Source organism: Streptomyces sp. NRRL S-455 (assembly GCF_000717875.1).
In the GTDB taxonomy this organism is placed as follows: domain Bacteria; phylum Actinomycetota; class Actinomycetes; order Streptomycetales; family Streptomycetaceae; genus Streptomyces.
This window is the reverse complement of sequence record NZ_JOCT01000004.1, coordinates 648661-666516: the sequence shown is the minus strand read 5'-3', so window position 1 is coordinate 666516 and position 17856 is coordinate 648661. Positions and strand designations below refer to the sequence as shown.

Annotated in this window: 18 protein-coding genes; 10 read left to right on the top strand and 8 right to left on the bottom strand. The window is 71.5% G+C overall.

The window, feature by feature from the left end; translation table 11 throughout:
* Positions 1–7: 7 nt before the first annotated feature.
* Complete coding sequence (locus tag IE97_RS0108755; RefSeq protein WP_030234150.1) at positions 8–481, bottom strand: VOC family protein; 474 nt, start codon at positions 479–481, stop codon at positions 8–10.
* A 21-nt stretch (positions 482–502) separates the two neighbouring features.
* On the opposite strand from IE97_RS0108755, the gene IE97_RS0108750 reads away from it, so the two are divergent.
* On the top strand, positions 503–1117 hold the full coding sequence (locus tag IE97_RS0108750) for a CGNR zinc finger domain-containing protein (RefSeq protein ID WP_234310439.1): 615 nt from the start codon (positions 503–505) through the stop codon (positions 1115–1117).
* Positions 1118–1293: 176 nt separating this feature from the next.
* On the opposite strand, the gene rarD is transcribed toward IE97_RS0108750, so the two are convergent.
* Positions 1294–2244 (bottom strand): EamA family transporter RarD, encoded by a 951-nt coding sequence (rarD, locus tag IE97_RS0108745; RefSeq protein WP_420706068.1) that lies wholly within the window; start codon positions 2242–2244, stop codon positions 1294–1296.
* 195 nt (positions 2245–2439) lie between these two features.
* The gene (locus tag IE97_RS0108740) at positions 2440–3294 is read right to left on the bottom strand and encodes an SDR family oxidoreductase (protein WP_030234139.1); all 855 of its coding nucleotides are present in this window, start codon (positions 3292–3294) and stop codon (positions 2440–2442) included.
* A 91-nt stretch (positions 3295–3385) separates the two neighbouring features.
* Here IE97_RS0108740 and IE97_RS0108735 point away from each other — a divergent pair, with 91 nt between their 5' ends.
* Positions 3386–3769 (top strand): winged helix-turn-helix transcriptional regulator, encoded by a 384-nt coding sequence (locus tag IE97_RS0108735; protein WP_030234135.1) that lies wholly within the window; start codon positions 3386–3388, stop codon positions 3767–3769.
* 34 nt (positions 3770–3803) lie between these two features.
* Here IE97_RS0108735 and IE97_RS0108730 read toward each other — a convergent pair whose 3' ends face one another.
* The 5 genes from IE97_RS0108730 to IE97_RS0108710 form a co-directional block, all read right to left on the bottom strand.
* Entirely contained in the window at positions 3804–4883 is a 1080-nt protein-coding gene (locus IE97_RS0108730) for a 2-oxoacid:ferredoxin oxidoreductase subunit beta (RefSeq protein WP_030234132.1), read from the bottom strand.
* Complete coding sequence (locus IE97_RS0108725; RefSeq protein WP_030234127.1) at positions 4876–6804, bottom strand: 2-oxoacid:acceptor oxidoreductase subunit alpha; 1929 nt, start codon at positions 6802–6804, stop codon at positions 4876–4878. Before IE97_RS0108725 ends, IE97_RS0108730 begins: the two co-directional genes overlap by 8 nt.
* Before the next feature lie 157 nt (positions 6805–6961).
* Positions 6962–7621 (bottom strand): response regulator transcription factor, encoded by a 660-nt coding sequence (locus IE97_RS0108720; RefSeq protein WP_324608009.1) that lies wholly within the window; start codon positions 7619–7621, stop codon positions 6962–6964.
* Positions 7622–7857: 236 nt separating this feature from the next.
* A complete protein-coding gene (locus IE97_RS0108715; protein ID WP_030234119.1) occupies positions 7858–9219 on the bottom strand; it encodes a sensor histidine kinase in 1362 nt (453 codons plus the stop codon).
* A gap of 110 nt (positions 9220–9329) precedes the next feature.
* The gene (locus tag IE97_RS0108710) at positions 9330–10538 is read right to left on the bottom strand and encodes a sensor histidine kinase (protein ID WP_030234115.1); all 1209 of its coding nucleotides are present in this window, start codon (positions 10536–10538) and stop codon (positions 9330–9332) included.
* 242 nt (positions 10539–10780) lie between these two features.
* Here IE97_RS0108710 and IE97_RS0108705 point away from each other — a divergent pair, with 242 nt between their 5' ends.
* From IE97_RS0108705 to IE97_RS0108670, 8 genes are read left to right on the top strand one after another with little or no spacing between them, the layout of a single operon-like run.
* The gene (locus IE97_RS0108705; protein ID WP_030234112.1) at positions 10781–11188 is read left to right on the top strand and encodes an NADH-quinone oxidoreductase subunit A; all 408 of its coding nucleotides are present in this window, start codon (positions 10781–10783) and stop codon (positions 11186–11188) included.
* Positions 11179–11814 (top strand): NADH-quinone oxidoreductase subunit B, encoded by a 636-nt coding sequence (locus tag IE97_RS0108700; RefSeq protein ID WP_030234108.1) that lies wholly within the window; start codon positions 11179–11181, stop codon positions 11812–11814. Before IE97_RS0108705 ends, IE97_RS0108700 begins: the two co-directional genes overlap by 10 nt.
* On the top strand, positions 11811–13199 hold the full coding sequence (locus tag IE97_RS0108695; protein ID WP_030234105.1) for an NADH-quinone oxidoreductase subunit C: 1389 nt from the start codon (positions 11811–11813) through the stop codon (positions 13197–13199). The genes IE97_RS0108700 and IE97_RS0108695 overlap by 4 nt, the downstream gene beginning before the upstream one ends.
* The gene (locus tag IE97_RS0108690) at positions 13196–14164 is read left to right on the top strand and encodes a complex I subunit 1/NuoH family protein (RefSeq protein ID WP_030234102.1); all 969 of its coding nucleotides are present in this window, start codon (positions 13196–13198) and stop codon (positions 14162–14164) included. The genes IE97_RS0108695 and IE97_RS0108690 overlap by 4 nt, the downstream gene beginning before the upstream one ends.
* 2 nt (positions 14165–14166) lie before the next feature.
* Positions 14167–14817, top strand: a complete 651-nt coding sequence (locus tag IE97_RS0108685) for a 4Fe-4S binding protein (RefSeq protein WP_030234099.1) — start codon at positions 14167–14169, stop codon at positions 14815–14817.
* Positions 14814–15458 (top strand): NADH-quinone oxidoreductase subunit J, encoded by a 645-nt coding sequence (locus IE97_RS0108680; RefSeq protein ID WP_030234096.1) that lies wholly within the window; start codon positions 14814–14816, stop codon positions 15456–15458. The genes IE97_RS0108685 and IE97_RS0108680 overlap by 4 nt, the downstream gene beginning before the upstream one ends.
* Positions 15458–15862 (top strand): NADH-quinone oxidoreductase subunit NuoK, encoded by a 405-nt coding sequence (gene nuoK, locus IE97_RS0108675; protein WP_030234093.1) that lies wholly within the window; start codon positions 15458–15460, stop codon positions 15860–15862. The genes IE97_RS0108680 and nuoK overlap by 1 nt, the downstream gene beginning before the upstream one ends.
* A complete protein-coding gene (locus tag IE97_RS0108670; RefSeq protein ID WP_030234091.1) occupies positions 15859–17853 on the top strand; it encodes an NADH-quinone oxidoreductase subunit L in 1995 nt (664 codons plus the stop codon). The genes nuoK and IE97_RS0108670 overlap by 4 nt, the downstream gene beginning before the upstream one ends.
* Positions 17854–17856: the final 3 nt, after the last annotated feature.

Sequence of the window (17856 nt, the reverse complement as noted above, 5' to 3'; positions counted from 1 at the left end):
CCCCGTGTCATTGCACGCAGAACTCGTTCCCCTCCGGGTCCGCCATCACGACCCACTCGCCGCCCTGCTCCGCCACCCGCCGCAGCACACTCGCCCCGAGCCCCTCCAGCCGGGCGACCTCCTCCTCGCGACGTCCCTCGCCCGCGTGCACATCGAGATGGAGCCGGTTCTTCCCCGACTTCGCCTCCGGTACCCGCTGGAACAGCAGCCGCCGCCCCAGCCCCGTTCCGCTCTCCTCCTCGAACGGGTCCTCCGGGTGCCGTACGGCGATCAGGTCCCGGAAGGCGCGACGCCCGTGGAACTCGACGGTGAGCTCCTCCGGCACGGCGCCGAAGCCGAGCAGCTTCTCGACGAGCGCGCTGTTGTCCTCGACCTCGTACCGGAGGGCGGCGGCCCAGAAGTCGGCCTGCGCGTGCGGGTCGTTCGCGTCGATGACGATCTTCCAGTGCAGCGGGGCGGGTTGCGCCGGCGTCTGTGTCATGTAACCACTTATACTGGTTAGGTGAGTGGACGCGCAGGAGAAACGCCGGACCGAACACCCGGGCTGACGCTGGTCTCGTCCCAGGGGAAGTCGTTCCGCTTCGATCCCGGCGCCCTGTGCCTGGAGTTGCTGACGACCGGCGGCCCGGGCGCCTTCGCGCGCTGGGAGATACTGCACGAGCCCGCCGACCTGATCGCCTGGGCCGGACGCAGCCGTCTGCCGGACGGGCTGGATCTCGCCGTCTCCGTCAAGGAGCTGGAGCAGGTCCGCACCCTGCGCGACGCCCTGTTCCCGCTCGCCGCCGACCGCGCCCACGACCGCCCCCTGCGGGCGGCCCACCTGGACGTCCTCAACGCCGCCGCGGCAGGGCCCCCGCTCGTCGCCCGCATCGCACCGGACGGCACTCGTGCCTGGGCCCCGGGCGCCACCGGCACCCACCTGCTCGCCACGGTCGCCCGCGACGCGATCGACCTCTTCACCGGGCCCTACGCCCACCGCGTCCGCGAGTGCGGTGCCCACAACTGCTACCTGCTCTTCGTCGACACCTCCCGCCCGGGCCGCCGCCGCTGGTGCTCGATGGGGCACTGCGGGAACCGCGAGAAGGCCCGGGCGCACCGGGCACGGCAGGAGCTCTAGGAAGCCGTAGCCTTCGCGGTCGGCGCCCCGCGGGCGTCTACGCGGTACGGACCGCCGCGATCTCGCCCTGGCGCACCTCCGGGCAGGTCGCCAGGGGCTGGAGCCCTGGCCGGAGGGCTGCCGCACACCGCCACGCAGTTCGGCGCCGCGACCGGCATCTCGGCGGTGGCCGCGGTCTACGGCCTGGCGTCCACCGGGTCCGGCCCCGGGGCGACGTTCTCGGCGTCCCGGCCGGCGCCGGGCGTACCGGTCGCCCTGGTGGTGCCGGGCACGCTGATCTCGTCGGTGAGCGCACGGGAGGCCCGGCGGGCGGTGCGCAGGGCGTCCCAGGTGAGCAGTGCCAGCGCCAGCCACACCAGCGCGAATCCGGCCCAGCGCTCGGGCGGCATCGCCTCGTGGAAGTAGAGGACGCCGAGCAGGAACTGGAAGACCGGCGTCAGGTACTGGAGCAGGCCGATCGTGGACAGCGGCACGCGGATGGCGGCGGCCCCGAAGCAGACCAGCGGCAGTGCGGTGACGATCCCGGCCGAGGCGAGCAGCGCCGCGTGCCCGGCGCCCTCGGTGGTGAAGGTGGAGCCCCCCTGCGCGGTCAGCCACGCCAGGTAGGCGAGCGCGGGCAGGAACTGGACCGCGGTCTCGGCGGCCAGCGACTCCACACCGCCGAGGTTCACCTTCTTCTTCACCAGCCCGTACGTGGCGAAGGAGAAGGCGAGGGCGAGCGAGATCCACGGGGGCCGGCCGTAGCCGACCGTCAGCACGACGACCGCCGCGCAGCCGGTCCCGACCGCCGCCCACTGCACCGGCCGCAGCCGCTCCTTGAGCAGCAGTACGCCCATCGCGATGGTGACCAGCGGGTTGATGAAGTACCCGAGTGAGGCCTCGACGACGTGCCCGGAGTTCACGGCCCAGATGTACAGGCCCCAGTTGATGGTGATGACCGTCGCCGCGATCGTGATGAGGCCCAGTTTGCGCGGCTGCCGCAGCAGCTCACCGGCCCAGGCCCAGCGGCGCAGCAGGAGCAGGGCGGCGCCGACGAAGACCAGCGACCACACCATCCGGTGAGCGAGGATCTCCACCGCCCCGGCGGGCTTCAGCAGGGGCCAGAACAGCGGGACGAGCCCCCACATCCCGTAGGCCGCGAAGCCGTTCAGCAGTCCTATGTGCCGCTCACCCCTCGGCTTGCCGGTCACGGGCGCCCCTCCTCCGCATATGTCGTTCCGCGGCCTCGACGGTAACGCCGGGCACCCCCGGCTGTCATGCCCGTATCGGCATACGGTCATGACAGCCGGGGGTGGGGTGGCTCAAGGGCCCGCCGGGGGAGTTCAGCCCTTGAGGGCGGCGGCGATGGCCTCGGAGAGCGGAGTGGTCGGGCGGCCGGCCAGCCGGGAGAGGTCGCCGGTGGAGACGACCAGCTCGCCCTTCTCGATGGAGGCGTCCACGCCGGCCAGGATCTGGGCGAACGGCTCGGGCAGGCCCGCGCCGGTCAGGATGCCGACGAGGGCGTCGGGGGAGACGGGGCTGTACGCGATCTCCTTGCCCGTCTGCCGGCTCAGCTCGGCCGCGTACTCGGCGAAGCTCCACGCCGTGTCGCCACCCAGCTCGTACGTCTTGTTCTCGTGCCCCTCGCCGGTCAGCACGGCGACGGCGGCGGCGGCGTAGTCGGCGCGGGAGGCGGAGGAGACCTTGCCCTCACCGGCGGCGGCGACGACCGCGTTGTGCTCCAGCACCGGGGCGAGGTTCTCGGTGTAGTTCTCGTGGTACCAGCCGTTGCGCAGCAGCGCGTAGGGCACGCCGGAGTCCAGCAGGATCTCCTCGGTGCCGCGGTGGTCGTCGGCGAGCGCGGCGGTCAGGCTGCCCGGGGCGCTGGTGTAGGCGAGCAGGGCGACCCCGGCCGCCTTGGCGGCGTCGATGACGACCTTGTGCTGCTGCACGCGGCCCTTGTCGAACTCGTTGCCGGAGATCAGCAGCACCTTGTCACCGGCGGAGAAGAGGCCGTCGAAGGACGCGGGAGTGTTGTAGTCGGCCGTCGCGATCTTCACGCCGCGGTCCGCGAAGTCCGCCGCCTTCTCCGCGTTGCGGACGACCGCGGTGATCTGCTCGGCGGGGACCTTGTCCAGCAGCTGCTCCACGACGTGGCGGCCGAGCTGTCCGGTGGCTCCGGTGACGATGATGCTCATGGGATTGGCTCTCCTTGTGGGGTTCGATGTCACTAACCCTAAGGGAGGCGCTAACTCTTGGAAAGTACCCACTTTGAAGTAAGGTACTGGCATGGGAGTAAGTGATGCTGAGGCCCTCTGCCCGTACCGGCTGGTGCTGGAGCACGTCACCAGCCGCTGGGGTGTTCTGGTCCTGATCGAGCTGCTGGACCGCCCGTACCGGTTCAGCGAGCTGCGCCGGGCGATCGGCCGGTGGGGCGGCCGGGGTGTCAGCGAGAAGATGCTCACCCAGACGCTCCAGACCCTGGAGCGCGACGGCCTCGTCCACCGCGACGCCAAGCCCGTGATCCCGCCCCGCGTCGACTACTCCCTCACCGACCTGGGCCGCGAGGCCGCCGAGCAGGTACGGGCCCTGTCGCAGTGGACGCACGACCGCATGGACGACGTGGAGAAGGCCCGCCGCACGTACGACGAGACCCGGGCCGCCGCCTCCTAGCGGACCCGGGCCTCGGGGTGTGCCGTCCGGAAGGTCAGCCGACGACCGTCCAGGTGTCGCCGCCCGCCAGCAGCGCGGCCAGATCGCCCTTGCCGCCCTGCTCGATCGCCTGGTCCAGCTGCTCGGCCATCTGGGTGTCGTAGACGGGCCGGCCGACGGAGCGGAGGACGCCGATGGGGGTGTGGTGCAGGGTGTCCGGGTCGGCGAGGCGGGACAGCGCGAACGCCGTGGTCGGGGACTCGGCGTGCGCGTCGTGGACGAGCACCTGGTCCTCGTTCTCCGGCGTCACCGCGACCACCTTCAGGTCACCGGTCACCTGGTCCCGTACGACACCCTTGGCCAGGTCGCTGCCGAAGCGGATCGGCTTGCCGTGCTCCAGCCGGATCACGGCCTCCTCGGCCTGCTGCTTGTCCTTGAGGGCGTCGAAGGCGCCGTCGTTGAAGATGTTGCAGTTCTGGTAGATCTCGATCAGCGCCGTGCCCTCGTGGGCGGCGGCCTGGCGCAGCACCTCCGTCAGGTGCTTGCGGTCGGAGTCCACCGTCCGGGCCACGAACGACGCCTCCGCGCCGATCGCCAGCGACACCGGGTTGAACGGCGCGTCCAGCGAACCCATCGGCGTCGACTTGGTGATCTTCCCGACCTCGGAGGTCGGCGAGTACTGGCCCTTGGTCAGGCCGTAGATCCGGTTGTTGAACAGCAGGATCTTGAGGTTCACGTTGCGGCGCAGCGCGTGGATCAGGTGGTTGCCCCCGATGGACAGCGCGTCGCCGTCACCGGTGACGACCCACACCGACAGATCCCGGCGCGAGCTGGCCAGACCGGTGGCGATGGCCGGGGCACGGCCGTGGATGGAGTGCATCCCGTACGTGTTCATGTAGTACGGGAAACGGGACGAGCAGCCGATGCCCGAGACGAAGACGATGTTCTCCTTCGCCAGCCCCAGCTCGGGCATGAAGCCCTGCACCGCGGCGAGGATGGCGTAGTCGCCGCAGCCCGGGCACCAGCGCACTTCCTGGTCGGACTTGAAGTCCTTCATCGACTGCCTGCCCTCGGCCTTGGGGACCAGGGAAAGCGCCTCGACGGTGCCGGTGCCTTGCGTGGACGTCTCAGCCATCGATGGCCTCCTTCAGAGCCGCGGCGAGCTGCTCCGCCTTGAACGGCATGCCGTTGACCTGGTTGTACGAGTGGGCGTCGACCAGGTACTTCGCCCGGATGAGCGTGGCGAGCTGCCCGAGGTTCATCTCGGGGATCACCACCTTGTCGTAACGCTCCAGCACGGAACCCAGATTCCGCGGGAAGGGGTTGAGGTGGCGCAGGTGCGCCTGCGCGATCGACTCCCCGGCCCTGCGCAGCCGCCGCACTGCCGCCGTGATCGGCCCGTACGTCGAACCCCAGCCGAGGACCAGGGTCCTGGCACTGCCCGGGTCGTCCACCTCGATGTCCGGGACGTCGATGCCGTCGACCTTGGCCTGCCGGGTGCGCACCATGAAGTCGTGGTTGGCCGGGGCGTAGGAGATGTTGCCCGTGCCGTCCTCCTTCTCGATGCCGCCGATCCGGTGCTCCAGACCCGGCGTGCCCGGGATCGCCCACGGACGGGCCAGGGTCTGCGGGTCGCGCTTGTACGGCCAGAACACCTCGGTGCCGTCGTCGAGCGTGTGGTTCGGGCCCTGCGCGAACCGCACCCTGAGATCCGGCAGCTCCTCCAGGTCCGGGATCCGCCAGGGCTCGGAGCCGTTGGCCAGGTACCCGTCGGAGAGCAGGAACACCGGCGTGCGGTACGTCAGCGCGATCCGGGCCGCCTCCAGCGCGGCGTCGAAGCAGTCCGCCGGCGTGCGGGGCGCCACCACCGGCACCGGCGCCTCACCGTTGCGCCCGTACATCGCCTGCAGCAGGTCCGCCTGCTCCGTCTTGGTCGGCAGACCGGTCGACGGGCCACCGCGCTGGATGTCCACGATCAGCAGCGGCAGCTCCAGGGAGACCGCCAGGCCGATCGTCTCCGACTTCAGCGCCACACCGGGGCCGCTCGTCGTGGTCACGGCCAGCGAACCGCCGAAGGCCGCGCCCAGCGCCGCCCCGATACCGGCGATCTCGTCCTCCGCCTGGAAGGTCCGCACGCCGAAGTTCTTGTGCTTGCTCAGCTCGTGCAGGATGTCCGACGCCGGAGTGATCGGGTACGAGCCCAGATACAGCGGCAGATCCGCCTGCCGGCTCGCGGCGACCAGCCCGTACGACAGGGCGAGGTTGCCGGAGATGTTGCGGTAGACACCCGGCGGGAACGCCGTCGCCGCCGGGGCGACCTCGTAGGAGACGGCGAAGTCCTCCGTGGTCTCGCCGAAGTTCCAGCCGGCCCGGAACGCGGCGATGTTGGCCGCCGCGATGTCGGGCTTCTTCGCGAACTTCGACTTCAGGAATTTCTCCGTGCCCTCCGTGGGCCGGTTGTACATCCAGCTCAGCAGACCCAGCGCGAACATGTTCTTGCTGCGCTCGGCCTCCTTGCGGGTGAGGTCGAACTCCTTCAGCGCCTCCACGGTCAGCGTGGTCAGCGGCACGGGGTGGACCTGGTAGCCGTCCAGCGACCCGTCCTCCAGCGGGGAGGTCCCGTAGCCCACCTTCTGCATCGCCCGTCTGGTGAACTCGTCCGTGTTGACGATCACCTCGGCGCCGCGCGGCAGGTCGCCGATGTTCGCCTTCAGCGCCGCCGGGTTCATCGCCACCAGCACGTTCGGCGCGTCACCGGGCGTCAGGATGTCGTGGTCGGCGAAGTGCAGCTGGAAGGACGACACACCCGGCAGGGTTCCGGCGGGTGCCCTGATCTCGGCCGGGAAGTTCGGCAGCGTCGACAGGTCGTTGCCGAACGACGCGGTCTCCGAGGTGAAACGGTCGCCGGTGAGCTGCATACCGTCACCCGAGTCCCCCGCGAACCTGATGATCACCCGGTCCAGACGGCGGACGCCCTTCGCGTCCCCCGCTTCGCGCTGCTCTCCTGCGACTGCTCCGTCGGCGTGCTCCGCTGGGCTACTGACCTGGCTGGTCACTGAACTGGACCTCCCTAGAGGCGGCTGTCCGGGACAGGCCTTCCCACAGGCCCTCCCAGATCAACCCTACGACCGCGAGGGTCGCCTTCTGCGGGTCATTCGCATGTTGGACACGACTTTGGGACGATCGAGCACCCCGACTCGTATGCCGGGAATTTCAGGAATTGAGGTAGGTCAGCACGGCCAGGACCCTGCGGTGGTCCCCCTCGCTCTGGGACAGCCCGAGCTTCAGGAAGATGTTGCTGACGTGCTTCTCGACCGCTCCGTCGCTGACCACGAGCTGCCGGGCGATCGCCGAGTTCGTCCGCCCCTCGGCCATCAGCCCCAGCACCTCCCGCTCGCGTGGAGTGAGCCCCGCGAGCACGTCCTGCTTACGGCTGCGGCCCAGCAGCTGCGCCACCACCTCCGGGTCCAGGGCCGTACCGCCCCCGGCCACCCGCACCATCGCGTCCACGAACTCCCGCACCTCGGCCACCCGGTCCTTCAGCAGATAGCCGACGCCCCGGCTGGACCCCGCGAGCAGCTCCGTGGCGTAGCGCTCCTCCACATACTGCGACAGCACCAGCACACCCAGATCCGGGTGCGCCTTGCGCAGCCGCACCGCCGCCCGCACGCCCTCGTCGGTGTGAGTCGGCGGCATCCGCACGTCGGCGACCACGACATCCGGCAGCAGAGCCTGTGCGTCCAGCTCCGCGATGGTCTTGATCAGCGCCTCGCCGTCCCCGACCCCGGCGACGACCTCGTGCCCCCGGTCGGTCAGCAGCCGGGTCAGGCCCTCCCTGAGCAGCACTGAGTCCTCGGCGATGACCACCCGCACCCTGTCCTCCACGATGTTCCGGACCCCCACAGCCCCACGCCGCCCGTCCGCAGGCCACAACGGCTCCGCGCCCACCCGTGCGACGGGTCCAGCATTTCAGGATCGGGGGGTGGATGGGGGAGGGACCGGCTTCTTGTTCGACCGTGTCGGGTGGTGGACGGGCGAAGGCCGGGGCCCAGGGGGAGCCCCGGCGGGGTCACAGGGCCAGAGACCCCGCACCAGCCCCCGACCGGAGGTCACCGCACATGAGCCCCACGCCAAGGCAACTCCGCGGTCACCCGGGTAGGCCCCCCGGCCGGAGAGTCCACCACCAGGATCCCGTCCACCGCGTCGAGCCGCTCAGCGAGCCCCGCCAGCCCGGACCCCTGGGACACCTCGGCCCCACCCACACCGTTGTCCACGACCTGCAGCATCAGCCGGTTCTCCGTCCGCCACACCTCCACGCCCGCCCAGGTCGCCCGCGCGTGCTTGCTGATGTTCTGCAGGAGCTCCGACACCGTGAAGTACGCGATCCCCTCGATCGCCGGCGCCGGCCGCTCCGCCAGGTCGACCTCGACCCGCACCGGCACCGTGCACCGCGACGCCACCGCCGACAGCGCCGCGTCCAGCCCCCGGTCCGTCAGCACCGCCGGATGGATCCCCCGGGCCAGGTCCCGCAGCTCCTGAAGCGCCGTCTTCACCTCACCGTGAGCCTCGTCCACCATCCGCACCGCAGCCTCGGGATCCTCCTGGAGCTTCTCCTTCGCCAGCCCCAGATCCATGGCCAGCGCCACCAGCCGCGCCTGCGCCCCGTCGTGGAGATCCCGCTCGATACGCCGCAGGTCGGCCGCTGCCGTGTCGACGACGACTCCACGGTCCGACTCCAGCTCCACCACCCGCGAGGCCAGCCGCGACGGCCCGAGCAGCCCGTGCACCAGCAGCCGGTCCACCATCGTCAGCGCCCGCACGATCCACGGCGTGGCCATCGTGAACAGCAGACCCACCAGCGCCGTCACCGTGATCTCGAAGGGGTTGTCGAGATAGACGCGGTGTGTCTCGTCGCCGTAGAGCTGGATCCCGTCCTGCCCGGCGTACATCGGGAACACCCAGAACCACAGCGGGTACGTCAGCAGCCCCCAGCCCAGCGCCCACACGTTCACGGCGACGACGAACGAGAACACCGCCCAGGGCAGATGCAGCACCGAATACAGCAGGGCACGCCACGAGGCGCCGCTCTTGAGGACGGCACCCATCCACGCCATGGCGCCCGGCTTCCTCATCCGCAGCGGCTCGGGATCGGCCACCTCCAGGCCCAGCAGCGCCCGCGCCCGCATCCGCTCCAGTGCCCCGAAGCCACGGCACCCGGCCAGCGCCGCCGCCAGCACCGGCACACCGAGGAACGTCACCAGCAGCCCCGCCCCCAGCGACACCATCGTCACCGCGTAGGTGAACAGCAGGATGCTGACCGGCAGGCCGATCAGCACGTGACCCAACTCGCGCCACGTGCGACCCTCGACCGGCGCCCGCAGGACGGCGGGCAGCCGGTGCCGCCGCTCGTCGCCCCCGGCGAACCCGGGCCCGCCGTCGAACCCGTACCCCTGTCCGTACTCCGTGGCCATCGGCGTCGTCCCTCTCCTCGTCCCGCGGCTGTGCTCTCGTACCCCCACCCTGCTCCGCCGCAGGTCGGCGGACCATGGAGTCCGTCGGTGTCCTGAACGGGGGGTTTTCCCTACCCGGGGACCTCGGACCGGTCGCGCCAGGGCAGCTCCGCCGTGACCGTCGTCGGGCCGCCCTCGGGCGACTCGAGGACGAACACCCCGTCGACGGCGTCCAGCCGCTCGGCCAGGCCCTTCATCCCCGTACCGCCGTCGAGACTCGCGCCCCCGCGGCCGTCGTCCCACACCTGGATGAGCAGCCGGTCGGCCGTGCGCCACACGTCCACCGACGCCGACCTCGCCCCACTGTGCTTGCTGACGTTCTGCAGCAGCTCCGAGACGGTGAAGTAGGCGATCCCCTCGATGGCCGCGGCCGGCCGCGTAGGCAGGTCGACCGTCACCTTGACCGGGACCGTGCAGCGCGTGGCGACCGAGGACAGGGCCGCGTCCAGCCCCCGGTCCGTCAGCACCGCCGGATGGATACCGCGCGCCAGGTCCCGCAGCTCCTGCAGCGCCAGCTTCACCTCGCCGTGTGCCTCCGCGACCATCGCCGCCGCCGCGTCGGGGTCCTCCAGCACCTTCTCCTTGGCCAGGCCCAGCCCCATCGCCAGATTGACGAGCCGGGCCTGCGCCCCGTCGTGCAGATCCCGCTCGATGCGCCGCAGATCGGCCGCGGCCGTGTCGACCACGACCCCGCGGTCCGTCTCCAGCTCGGCGATGCGCCGCTCCAACTCGTCGGAGGGCGACAGCAGCCCGCGCACCATGGCCCGGTCGGCGTTGGCCAGGCCCCGCGCGATGAACGGCAGCACCGGCCACAACACGAACAGCGAGGTCAGCGCCACGGTGAAGGTGATAATGCCCCACGGCAGCCGTATGAACTCATAGAGCACCGCACGCCAGCTCACCGGGTCCTTCAGCGACATCCACAACCGCGGCAGGAAACCGCCCGAGCCGCGCAGCGGCAGCCGGCTCGGCTCGTCCACCCGCACCCCGAGCAGCGCCCTGGCCCGCGCCCGCTCCATCCTGCCCAGCTGCCGCGCGCCCATCAGCCCCCCCGCGAGCAGCGGGAACCCGACCACCGTGACGGTCAGCCCGAAGCTGGTGAACAGCACCGTCACGACGTAGGTGAAGCCGAGCAGCGAGGCCGGAAGGTTCGCCAGCAGGTGCGCGATCTCCTTCCAGGTGTGCCGGTCGTAGGCGAAACGGGGCGGCGGCGGGCGGTCGTCCTGCCCGGCCGCCGGCGCGGCCGCGCTCGTGTCGGGCGACGGGATACGTTCGGTCATACGCGTCAGCGTGCCCGGCGGCGGGCGGCCGCGCCATGAGGCGGACCGGCCAGGATCGACTGAGGAAAACCCCACCCCCGCACGCCCGCACAGGACGGGCTGCTTACCCTGCCTTTATCAGGGCCTAGACTCCCGTGCGTACAGATCGTCGAACAGCGGCGTCCGTGGTACCCGACCGGACCAGGGAGCCCCGCTGGATCGCCGCAAGGGCCAGTCCGAGTTTCAGGGAGCGAGGGACGGACGTGCCGGAACCGACCGTCGTCACCACGACCGTCGTCGCGGCGGACTACTTCCAGTCCTACTCGGTCGTCGGACTGCTCGCCGTCGTCGGCGTGCTGTTCGTCGCCGTCGCCTTCGGGGCAGGCCGCCTGCTGCGGCCCGTGGTCCCCACCCCCGAGAAGCTCCTGACGTACGAGTGCGGCGTCGACCCCGTCGGCGAGGGCTGGGCCCACACCCAGGTCCGCTACTACGTCTACGCCTTCCTGTACGTGATCTTCGCCGTCGACTCGATCTTCCTGTTCCCCTGGGCGACCGTCTTCGCCGCACCCGGCTACGGCGCGGCCACCCTGGTGGAGATGTTCATCTTCCTCGGCTTCCTGGCCGTGGGCCTGCTCTACGCATACAAGAAGGGCGTCCTGGCATGGACGTGAACCCCTCGGTGTCCGAGCCCGTTCTGCTGCCCGAGCCGAAGCGGCTCGGCGCCCTCGCGCGCCTCGCGCCCGAGCCGATGAAGGTGATCCTCAACTGGGGCCGCCGCTACTCGCTCTGGGTCTTCAACTTCGGCCTCGCCTGCTGCGCGATCGAGTTCATCGCCGCGTCGATGGCCCGCCACGACTTCATCCGCCTCGGCGTCATCCCGTTCGCGCCGGGCCCCCGCCAAGCCGACCTGATGGTGGTGTCCGGCACGGTCACGGACAAGATGGCGCCGGCGGTGAAACGCCTCTACGAGCAGATGCCGGAGCCGAAGTACGTCATCTCCTTCGGCGCGTGCAGCAACTGCGGCGGCCCTTACTGGGACTCGTACTCCGTCACCAAGGGCGTCGACCAGATCATCCCGGTGGACGTGTACGTGCCGGGCTGCCCGCCGCGCCCGGAGGCGCTCCTGCAGGGCATCCTCAAGCTCCAGGAGAAGATCGCCCGCGAGTCGCTGGGGGAGCGGTACGGCACGGGCACGACCCGCCCGTCCGCCGCGGCGTTGCAGAGCGGCCTGGTGCAGCCGCCGGCCCCGGCCCCCTCTCAGGCGCCCGGCACCCACTCGCCGGGGGAGGGGCGATGACCGCCGTCGGCTGGCTGCCCGCCGATGTCGAGGAACTCTTCGGCACGGACGCCGCGGCCGAGCAGTCGTACGAGGTCCTGACGGTCGACGTACCGCCGGCGACCTGGATCTCCGCCCTCGAAACCGCCCGCGACCGGCTCGGCTGCACCTACTTCGACTGGCTGAGCGCGGTCGACGAGCCGGGCACGGGCTTCCGCGTCACGGCACACGTCGCCGCACTGTCGCCCCTACGCCGTCTCCTCCTGCGCACGACGGTCCCGCACGAGGCCGCCGCGCTGCCCTCGGCGGTCGGTGTCTACGCGGGCGCCGCCTGGCACGAGCGCGAGACCTACGAGATGTTCGGCATCACCTTCGAAGGCCACCCGGCGCTGGACCACCTCCTCCTGCCCGAGAACTTCGAAGGCCACCCCCTGCGCAAGGACTTCGTCCTGGCTGCCCGCGTCGCCAAGGCCTGGCCCGGCGCGAAGGAACCCGGCGAGCCGGAACACGGCGGCCCCAAGCGCCGCCAGATGCTCCCGCCCGGCGTCCCCGACCCCAACGAGTGGGGCCCCCTCAAGGGCCAGCTCCCTCCGGCCCCGGCCCGCCCGGCCCGAGGCGCGGGACGCGCGGCGGGCGAACGCCCGGCCCGCCCGGCGGGGGAGCGCCCCGTGCGGCGCACTCGCTCAGCGGCGGAAGGCTCAGCCAGCCAGACCACCACCGGCGACGAGCCCACTCCCGCCCCAGCAGCCCCGCGCCGTACCCGGACGGCCGCGGAAGGGTCGGCGAGCCAGTCCGCGTCCGGTGAGCCGGCTGCTGAGGCTCCGGCGGCTCCGCGCCGTACCCGGACGGCCGCGGAAGGGTCGGCGAGCCAGTCCGCGTCCGGTGAGTCGGCTGCTGAGGCTCCGGCGGCTCCGCGTCGCAACCGATCGGCAGCACAGGGGTCGGCCAGCCAGGCCGCGACCGACGACACGACGACCTCGAAGCCGACCACCCCACGGCGTGCCCGCACAGCGGCGGATGGCTCGGCTAGCCAGCGTGCCACCGACGACGAGTCCCCGTCGGGTGACGCCAAGTCCCCGTCGGGTGACGCCGAGTCCACGGCGAACGGTTCCGACTCGGCAGCGACCGGGGCCGAGTCGCCGCCGAGCGGTCCCGGCAGGCCTTCGCGAACCCCGCGCAGCTCGGACGCCCCCTGGCACCACGCTCGCCCGGCCTTCGAAGAGCCGGAGCCCGAACCGTCGCCCGGGGCCGGACCGGTCCCTCCCCCCGCACCCGCAGCTGACTCGGGAGCCGAGGAGACCCCTGGGCCCCGCGACAACCCCCAGTCTCAGGACACTCCCCACACTCAGGCACCCGACACCGGGGCAGCTGACACCCCCGAAGACCCCGCAGGAGGCCCGCGGTGAACGACGCGCTCGACGTCACCCTGCGACTCCTGGTCGTCTTCGTCGTCTTCCTCACCTTCCCCCTGGTCATCGGCCAGACCGAGCACAAGGTCATGGCCCACATGCAGGGCCGCCTCGGCCCCATGTACGCAGGCGGCTTCCACGGCTGGGCCCAGCTGATCGCCGACGGCGTGAAGTTCGCGCAGAAGGAGGACGTCGTCCCCGCGGGCGCCGACCGCCGCATCTTCCAACTGGCCCCCGCCGTCGCCCTCCTGCCCTACCTCCTCGTCCTGCTGGCCATCCCCATCGGCCCGGACGAGGGAGCCGTCGGCCAGGTCATCGACGCGGGCGTCTTCTTCGTCCTGGCCGTCATGGGCGTCGGCGTCCTCGGCTCACTCATGGCCGGCTGGGCGTCCGCGAACAAGTTCTCCCTCCTCGGCGGCCTCCGCACCGCCGCCCAGCTCCTCGCCTACGAACTGCCGATGCTGCTGACCGCCGCCTCGGTGGCGATGGCGGCCGGTACCGTCTCCCTCCCCGGCATCCTCGAGGCCTTCGAGTGGTGGTGGCTGCCCTGGCAGATCGTCGGCGCGATCGTCTTCTTCGTGGCCGGACTCGCCGAACTCCAGCGCCCGCCCTTCGACATGCCCGTCGCCGACTCGGAGATCATCTTCGGCGCGTACACCGAGTACACCGGTCTCCGCTTCGCCCTGTTCCTCCTCGCCGAGTACGCCGGGATCGTCGTCCTGTGCGGTCTGACCACCGTCCTCTTCCTGGGCGGCTGGCACGGCCCCTGGGGCGCCGACGGCCTCGGCTGGGTCTGGACCCTGCTGAAGACCGCCGTCCTCGCCTTCCTCGTGATCTGGCTGCGCGTCACGTACCCCCGCCTCCGCGAGGACCAGCTCCAGAAACTGTCCTGGACTCTCCTCGTCCCCCTCTCCCTCGCCCAGATCGCCCTCACCGGCATCGTCAAGGTGGTGATCCAGTAACCATGGCCCCCATCCCCGGCTCGGGCCTGGCCAAGGGCCTGGCCGTCACCCTCCGCACGATGACGAAGAAGTCCGTCACCGCGCAGTACCCCGACGCCCAGCCCGACCTCCCGCCCCGCACCCGCGGCGTGATCGGCCTGTTCGAGGAGAACTGCACGGTCTGCATGCTCTGCGCCCGCGAATGCCCGGACTGGTGCATCTACATCGACTCCCACAAGGAGACGGTCCCGGCGGCGACCCCCGGCGGACGCGAACGCAGCCGCAACGTCCTCGACCGCTTCGCCATCGACTTCGCCCTGTGCATGTACTGCGGTATCTGCATCGAGGTCTGTCCTTTCGACGCCCTGTTCTGGTCCCCGGAGTTCGAGTACGCCGAGACCGACATCCGCGACCTCACCCACGAGCGCGACAAGCTCCGCGAGTGGATGTGGACCGTCCCGGCCCCGCCGGCCCTCGACCCCGGCGCGGAGGAACCGAAGGAACTCGCCGCGGCCCGCAAGACCGCCGACAAGCTCGCCGCCCAGCAGACCCCGCCGGCCACCGAGCCGCATGCCGACGAGCAGGCCCGGGCGTCGGAAGAGCCCACCCGCCCCCAGGGCGACTCCAAGCAGCAGACTGACCAGCCGGAGCCGGGTCAGGAGGGCCGGGGATGACCCTCGCCGCAACCGCCGGCCTCCTCGCGGCAGGCCCGGTCACCGGGGCCGCCGCCGAGACCCGCGGCTTCCTCTCCCCGACCGGCGTCGAGATCGCCTTCCTCCTCGTCGGCCTGGTCACCTTCGGCGCCGCGATCGTCACCGTCACCACCCGGCAGCTGGTGCACGCGGCCCTGTGGCTGGTGGTGGCCCTCGGTGGTCTGGCCGTCGAGTACCTCCTGCTCACCGCCGAGTTCATCGCCTGGGTGCAGGTCCTCATCTACGTCGGCTCCGTCGTCGTCCTCCTCCTGTTCGGTCTGATGCTCACCAGGGCCCCCATCGGCCGCTCGCCGGACGCCGACTCCGGCAACCGCTGGGCCGCCCTCACCGTGGCCGTCGCCGCGGCCGCCGCCCTGGTCTGGGTCGTCGTCGACGCCTTCCGCACGACCTGGATCGACCTGGACGGCCCCGCCGCCGGTTCCACCGAGGCCACCGGCGCGAGCCTCTTCCAGAACTGGGTCCTCCCCTTCGAGGCCCTCTCCGTCCTCCTCCTCGCCGCTCTGGTCGGCGCGATCGTCCTGTCCCGCAAGGCGAAGGCCGAGGCCGCGACCGCGGCCGAGAGCAGCCCGGCCACCCGGAGCGAGAAGGAAGGGACCCGCTGATGCACCTCGCCTATCCCGCCGTGCTCTCCGCCCTCCTCTTCTGCACGGGCCTGTACGGGGTCCTCGCCCGCCGCAACGCGATCCTGGTCCTGATGTCGGTCGAGCTGATGCTCAACGCCGTCAACCTCAACCTGGTCGCCTTCGACGTCTGGCTGAGCAAGACCGCCGAGGAAACCCTGCACTCCGGACAGGCCCTGACCCTGTTCACCATCGCCATCGCCGCCGCCGAGATCGGCATCGGCCTGGCGATCGTCCTCGCCGTCCACCGCAACCGCGGCACCTCGGACGTCGACAAGCTCCGCGACACCGCCGAACGGCACGACCCCGACGGTGACGACACCGACGGCCCCCACCACGACGCCCTCACGGCCGAAGAGACCGAGAAGGCTGAGGCCACCGCGTGACCACGACCACCCTCGCCGTCCTCGTCCCCCTCCTGCCGTTCCTCGGCGCCGTCGCAGGCCTGCTCCTGGGCCGCACGGCCCCCGGCTTCGTCCGCCCCCTCGCCGTCCTGCCGACACTCACCTCCCTGGTGCTCGCCGCGCTGGTCGCCGCGCGCCAGGGCGGTGACGCGGCCGTCAACGCGGCCACGGAACTCACCCCCACCGGCTCCGTCCCGATCGAACTCGTCCTGCACATCGACGGCTTCGCCGCCCTCGTGGCCGTCCTGGTCGGCCTCGTCGCCACCTGCGTGCAGATCTACTCGACGGGCTACCTGCGCGACGACCCGCGCTACCCCTCATACGCCGCCCTCGTCTCCCTGTTCACCTCCGCGATGTTCCTGGTCGTCTACTCCGGCGACCTGATCGTGCTGCTGGTCGGCTGGGAAGTCATGGGCATCTGCTCCTACTTCCTGGTCGGCCACTACTGGGAGACCCCGGAGGCCCGCGCCGCCTCCCTCAAGGCCTTCCTGGTCACCAAGCTCGGCGACGTGCCCTTCCTGATCGGCTTGTTCGCCCTCGCCACCGACGCCGGCTCCTTCCGCATCACGAAGGTCCTCGGCGCCGTCGCCAGCGGCGCACTCGACCACCCGACGCTGATCGCCCTGCTGCTCCTCGCGGGCGTGGCCGGCAAGTCGGCGCAGTTCCCGCTGCACACCTGGCTTCCCGACGCGATGGCGGGCCCGACCCCGGTCTCCGCGCTGATCCACGCCGCGACGATGGTCGCCGCCGGTGTCTACTTCATCGCCCGCCTCCTCCCGGTGTTCGAGGCCTCCCAGGCCGCGATGGTGGTCCTCGCCGTCATGGCCGCCGTCACGATGGCCGGCTCTGCCCTCGCCGCGCTCGCCCAGGACGACATCAAGCGCGTCCTCGCCTACTCGACGATCGGCCAGCTCGGCTACATGACCGGAGCCCTCGCCGTCGGTGACCGCGGAGCCGCCGTCTTCCACCTCCTGTCCCACGGCGCCTTCAAGGCGCTGCTGTTCCTCGCGGCCGGCGTGATCATCCACGCCGCCGGCACCAACTCGCTCGCCGCCATGTCCCGCATGCGGAACCTGCGCGACCGCATCCCGGACGCGTACTGGACGATGACCGTGGCACTGCTCGCGCTCGCCGCCATCCCGCCCTTCAGCGGCTTCTTCTCCAAGGAGGCCGTCCTCGGTGCCGCCGAGCACGTCGTCACCGGGCACACCGAGCACGCCCCCGCCGCCGCGGGCTGGATCGTCCTCGTCGCCGGTCTCGTCACGGCCCTGCTCACCGCCGCCTACGCGACGCGCCTGTGGCTGCTCGCCTTCCGCGGCCGGGGCGCCGAAGCCCCCGACCACGGCAGGCAGCCGCTGACCATGACCGTCGTGCTCTGGGTGCTGGCCGCCCCCTCCCTGGCCTTCGGCGCATTCGCGTTCCGCCTGCTGCCCGACTGGTTCGACGGCCGCGACCTCGGCCCGACCCTCACCACCTCCGTGCTCGGCACGGGCGTGGCCCTGGTCGGCGGCCTCGTCACCTACGGCGCCTGGCGGCACACCACCGCGCTCGCCGCCCGTGTCCCGCTGGGCGCGGTCGCCGCCCACCCCGAGGGCGACGCCGCCCAGGTTGAGGCGGAGGCCATCGCCACCCACGAGCCGGCCTACGGCGACATCGCCTACGCCCCCGATCCCGCCGACCCCGGACGGCTCCTGCTCGGCCCACTGCACCGCCACGCGGCCGCCGGCTTCCACGTCGACGCCGTGTACACGGCCCTCTTCGTCCGCCCGGTCCAGGCCGGAGCGAGCCTCGTCCGGTTCCTCGACCGCGAGGTCGTCGAGACCTACGTACGCGGTGCGGGTGCGCTGCCCCGCTGGCTCGGCGCCGCCGTACGCAGCGCCCAGACCGGCAACGTCCAGACCTATGTGAGCGCGCTGCTCGCCGGCACCGTCGTCCTCGTGGTCGCCGCCGTCCTCGTCGCCACGGGAGCGTGAGCA

Excerpts from the sequence above, each read along its gene's own strand:
- IE97_RS0108755 (WP_030234150.1), bottom strand. The coding sequence starts at position 481 with ATGACACAGACGCCGGCGCAACCCGCCCCGCTGCACTGGAAGATCGTC.
- rarD (WP_420706068.1), bottom strand. The coding sequence starts at position 2,244 with ATGTGGGGGCTCGTCCCGCTGTTCTGGCCCCTGCTGAAGCCCGCCGGG.
- IE97_RS0108740 (WP_030234139.1), bottom strand. The coding sequence starts at position 3,294 with ATGAGCATCATCGTCACCGGAGCCACCGGACAGCTCGGCCGCCACGTC.
- IE97_RS0108735 (WP_030234135.1), top strand. The coding sequence starts at position 3,386 with ATGGGAGTAAGTGATGCTGAGGCCCTCTGCCCGTACCGGCTGGTGCTG.
- IE97_RS0108730 (WP_030234132.1), bottom strand. The coding sequence starts at position 4,883 with ATGGCTGAGACGTCCACGCAAGGCACCGGCACCGTCGAGGCGCTTTCC.
- IE97_RS0108715 (WP_030234119.1), bottom strand. The coding sequence starts at position 9,219 with ATGGCCACGGAGTACGGACAGGGGTACGGGTTCGACGGCGGGCCCGGG.
- IE97_RS0108710 (WP_030234115.1), bottom strand. The coding sequence starts at position 10,538 with ATGACCGAACGTATCCCGTCGCCCGACACGAGCGCGGCCGCGCCGGCG.
- IE97_RS0108700 (WP_030234108.1), top strand. The coding sequence starts at position 11,179 with ATGGACGTGAACCCCTCGGTGTCCGAGCCCGTTCTGCTGCCCGAGCCG.
- IE97_RS0108695 (WP_030234105.1), top strand. The coding sequence starts at position 11,811 with ATGACCGCCGTCGGCTGGCTGCCCGCCGATGTCGAGGAACTCTTCGGC.
- IE97_RS0108685 (WP_030234099.1), top strand. The coding sequence starts at position 14,167 with ATGGCCCCCATCCCCGGCTCGGGCCTGGCCAAGGGCCTGGCCGTCACC.
- IE97_RS0108680 (WP_030234096.1), top strand. The coding sequence starts at position 14,814 with ATGACCCTCGCCGCAACCGCCGGCCTCCTCGCGGCAGGCCCGGTCACC.
- nuoK (WP_030234093.1), top strand. The coding sequence starts at position 15,458 with ATGCACCTCGCCTATCCCGCCGTGCTCTCCGCCCTCCTCTTCTGCACG.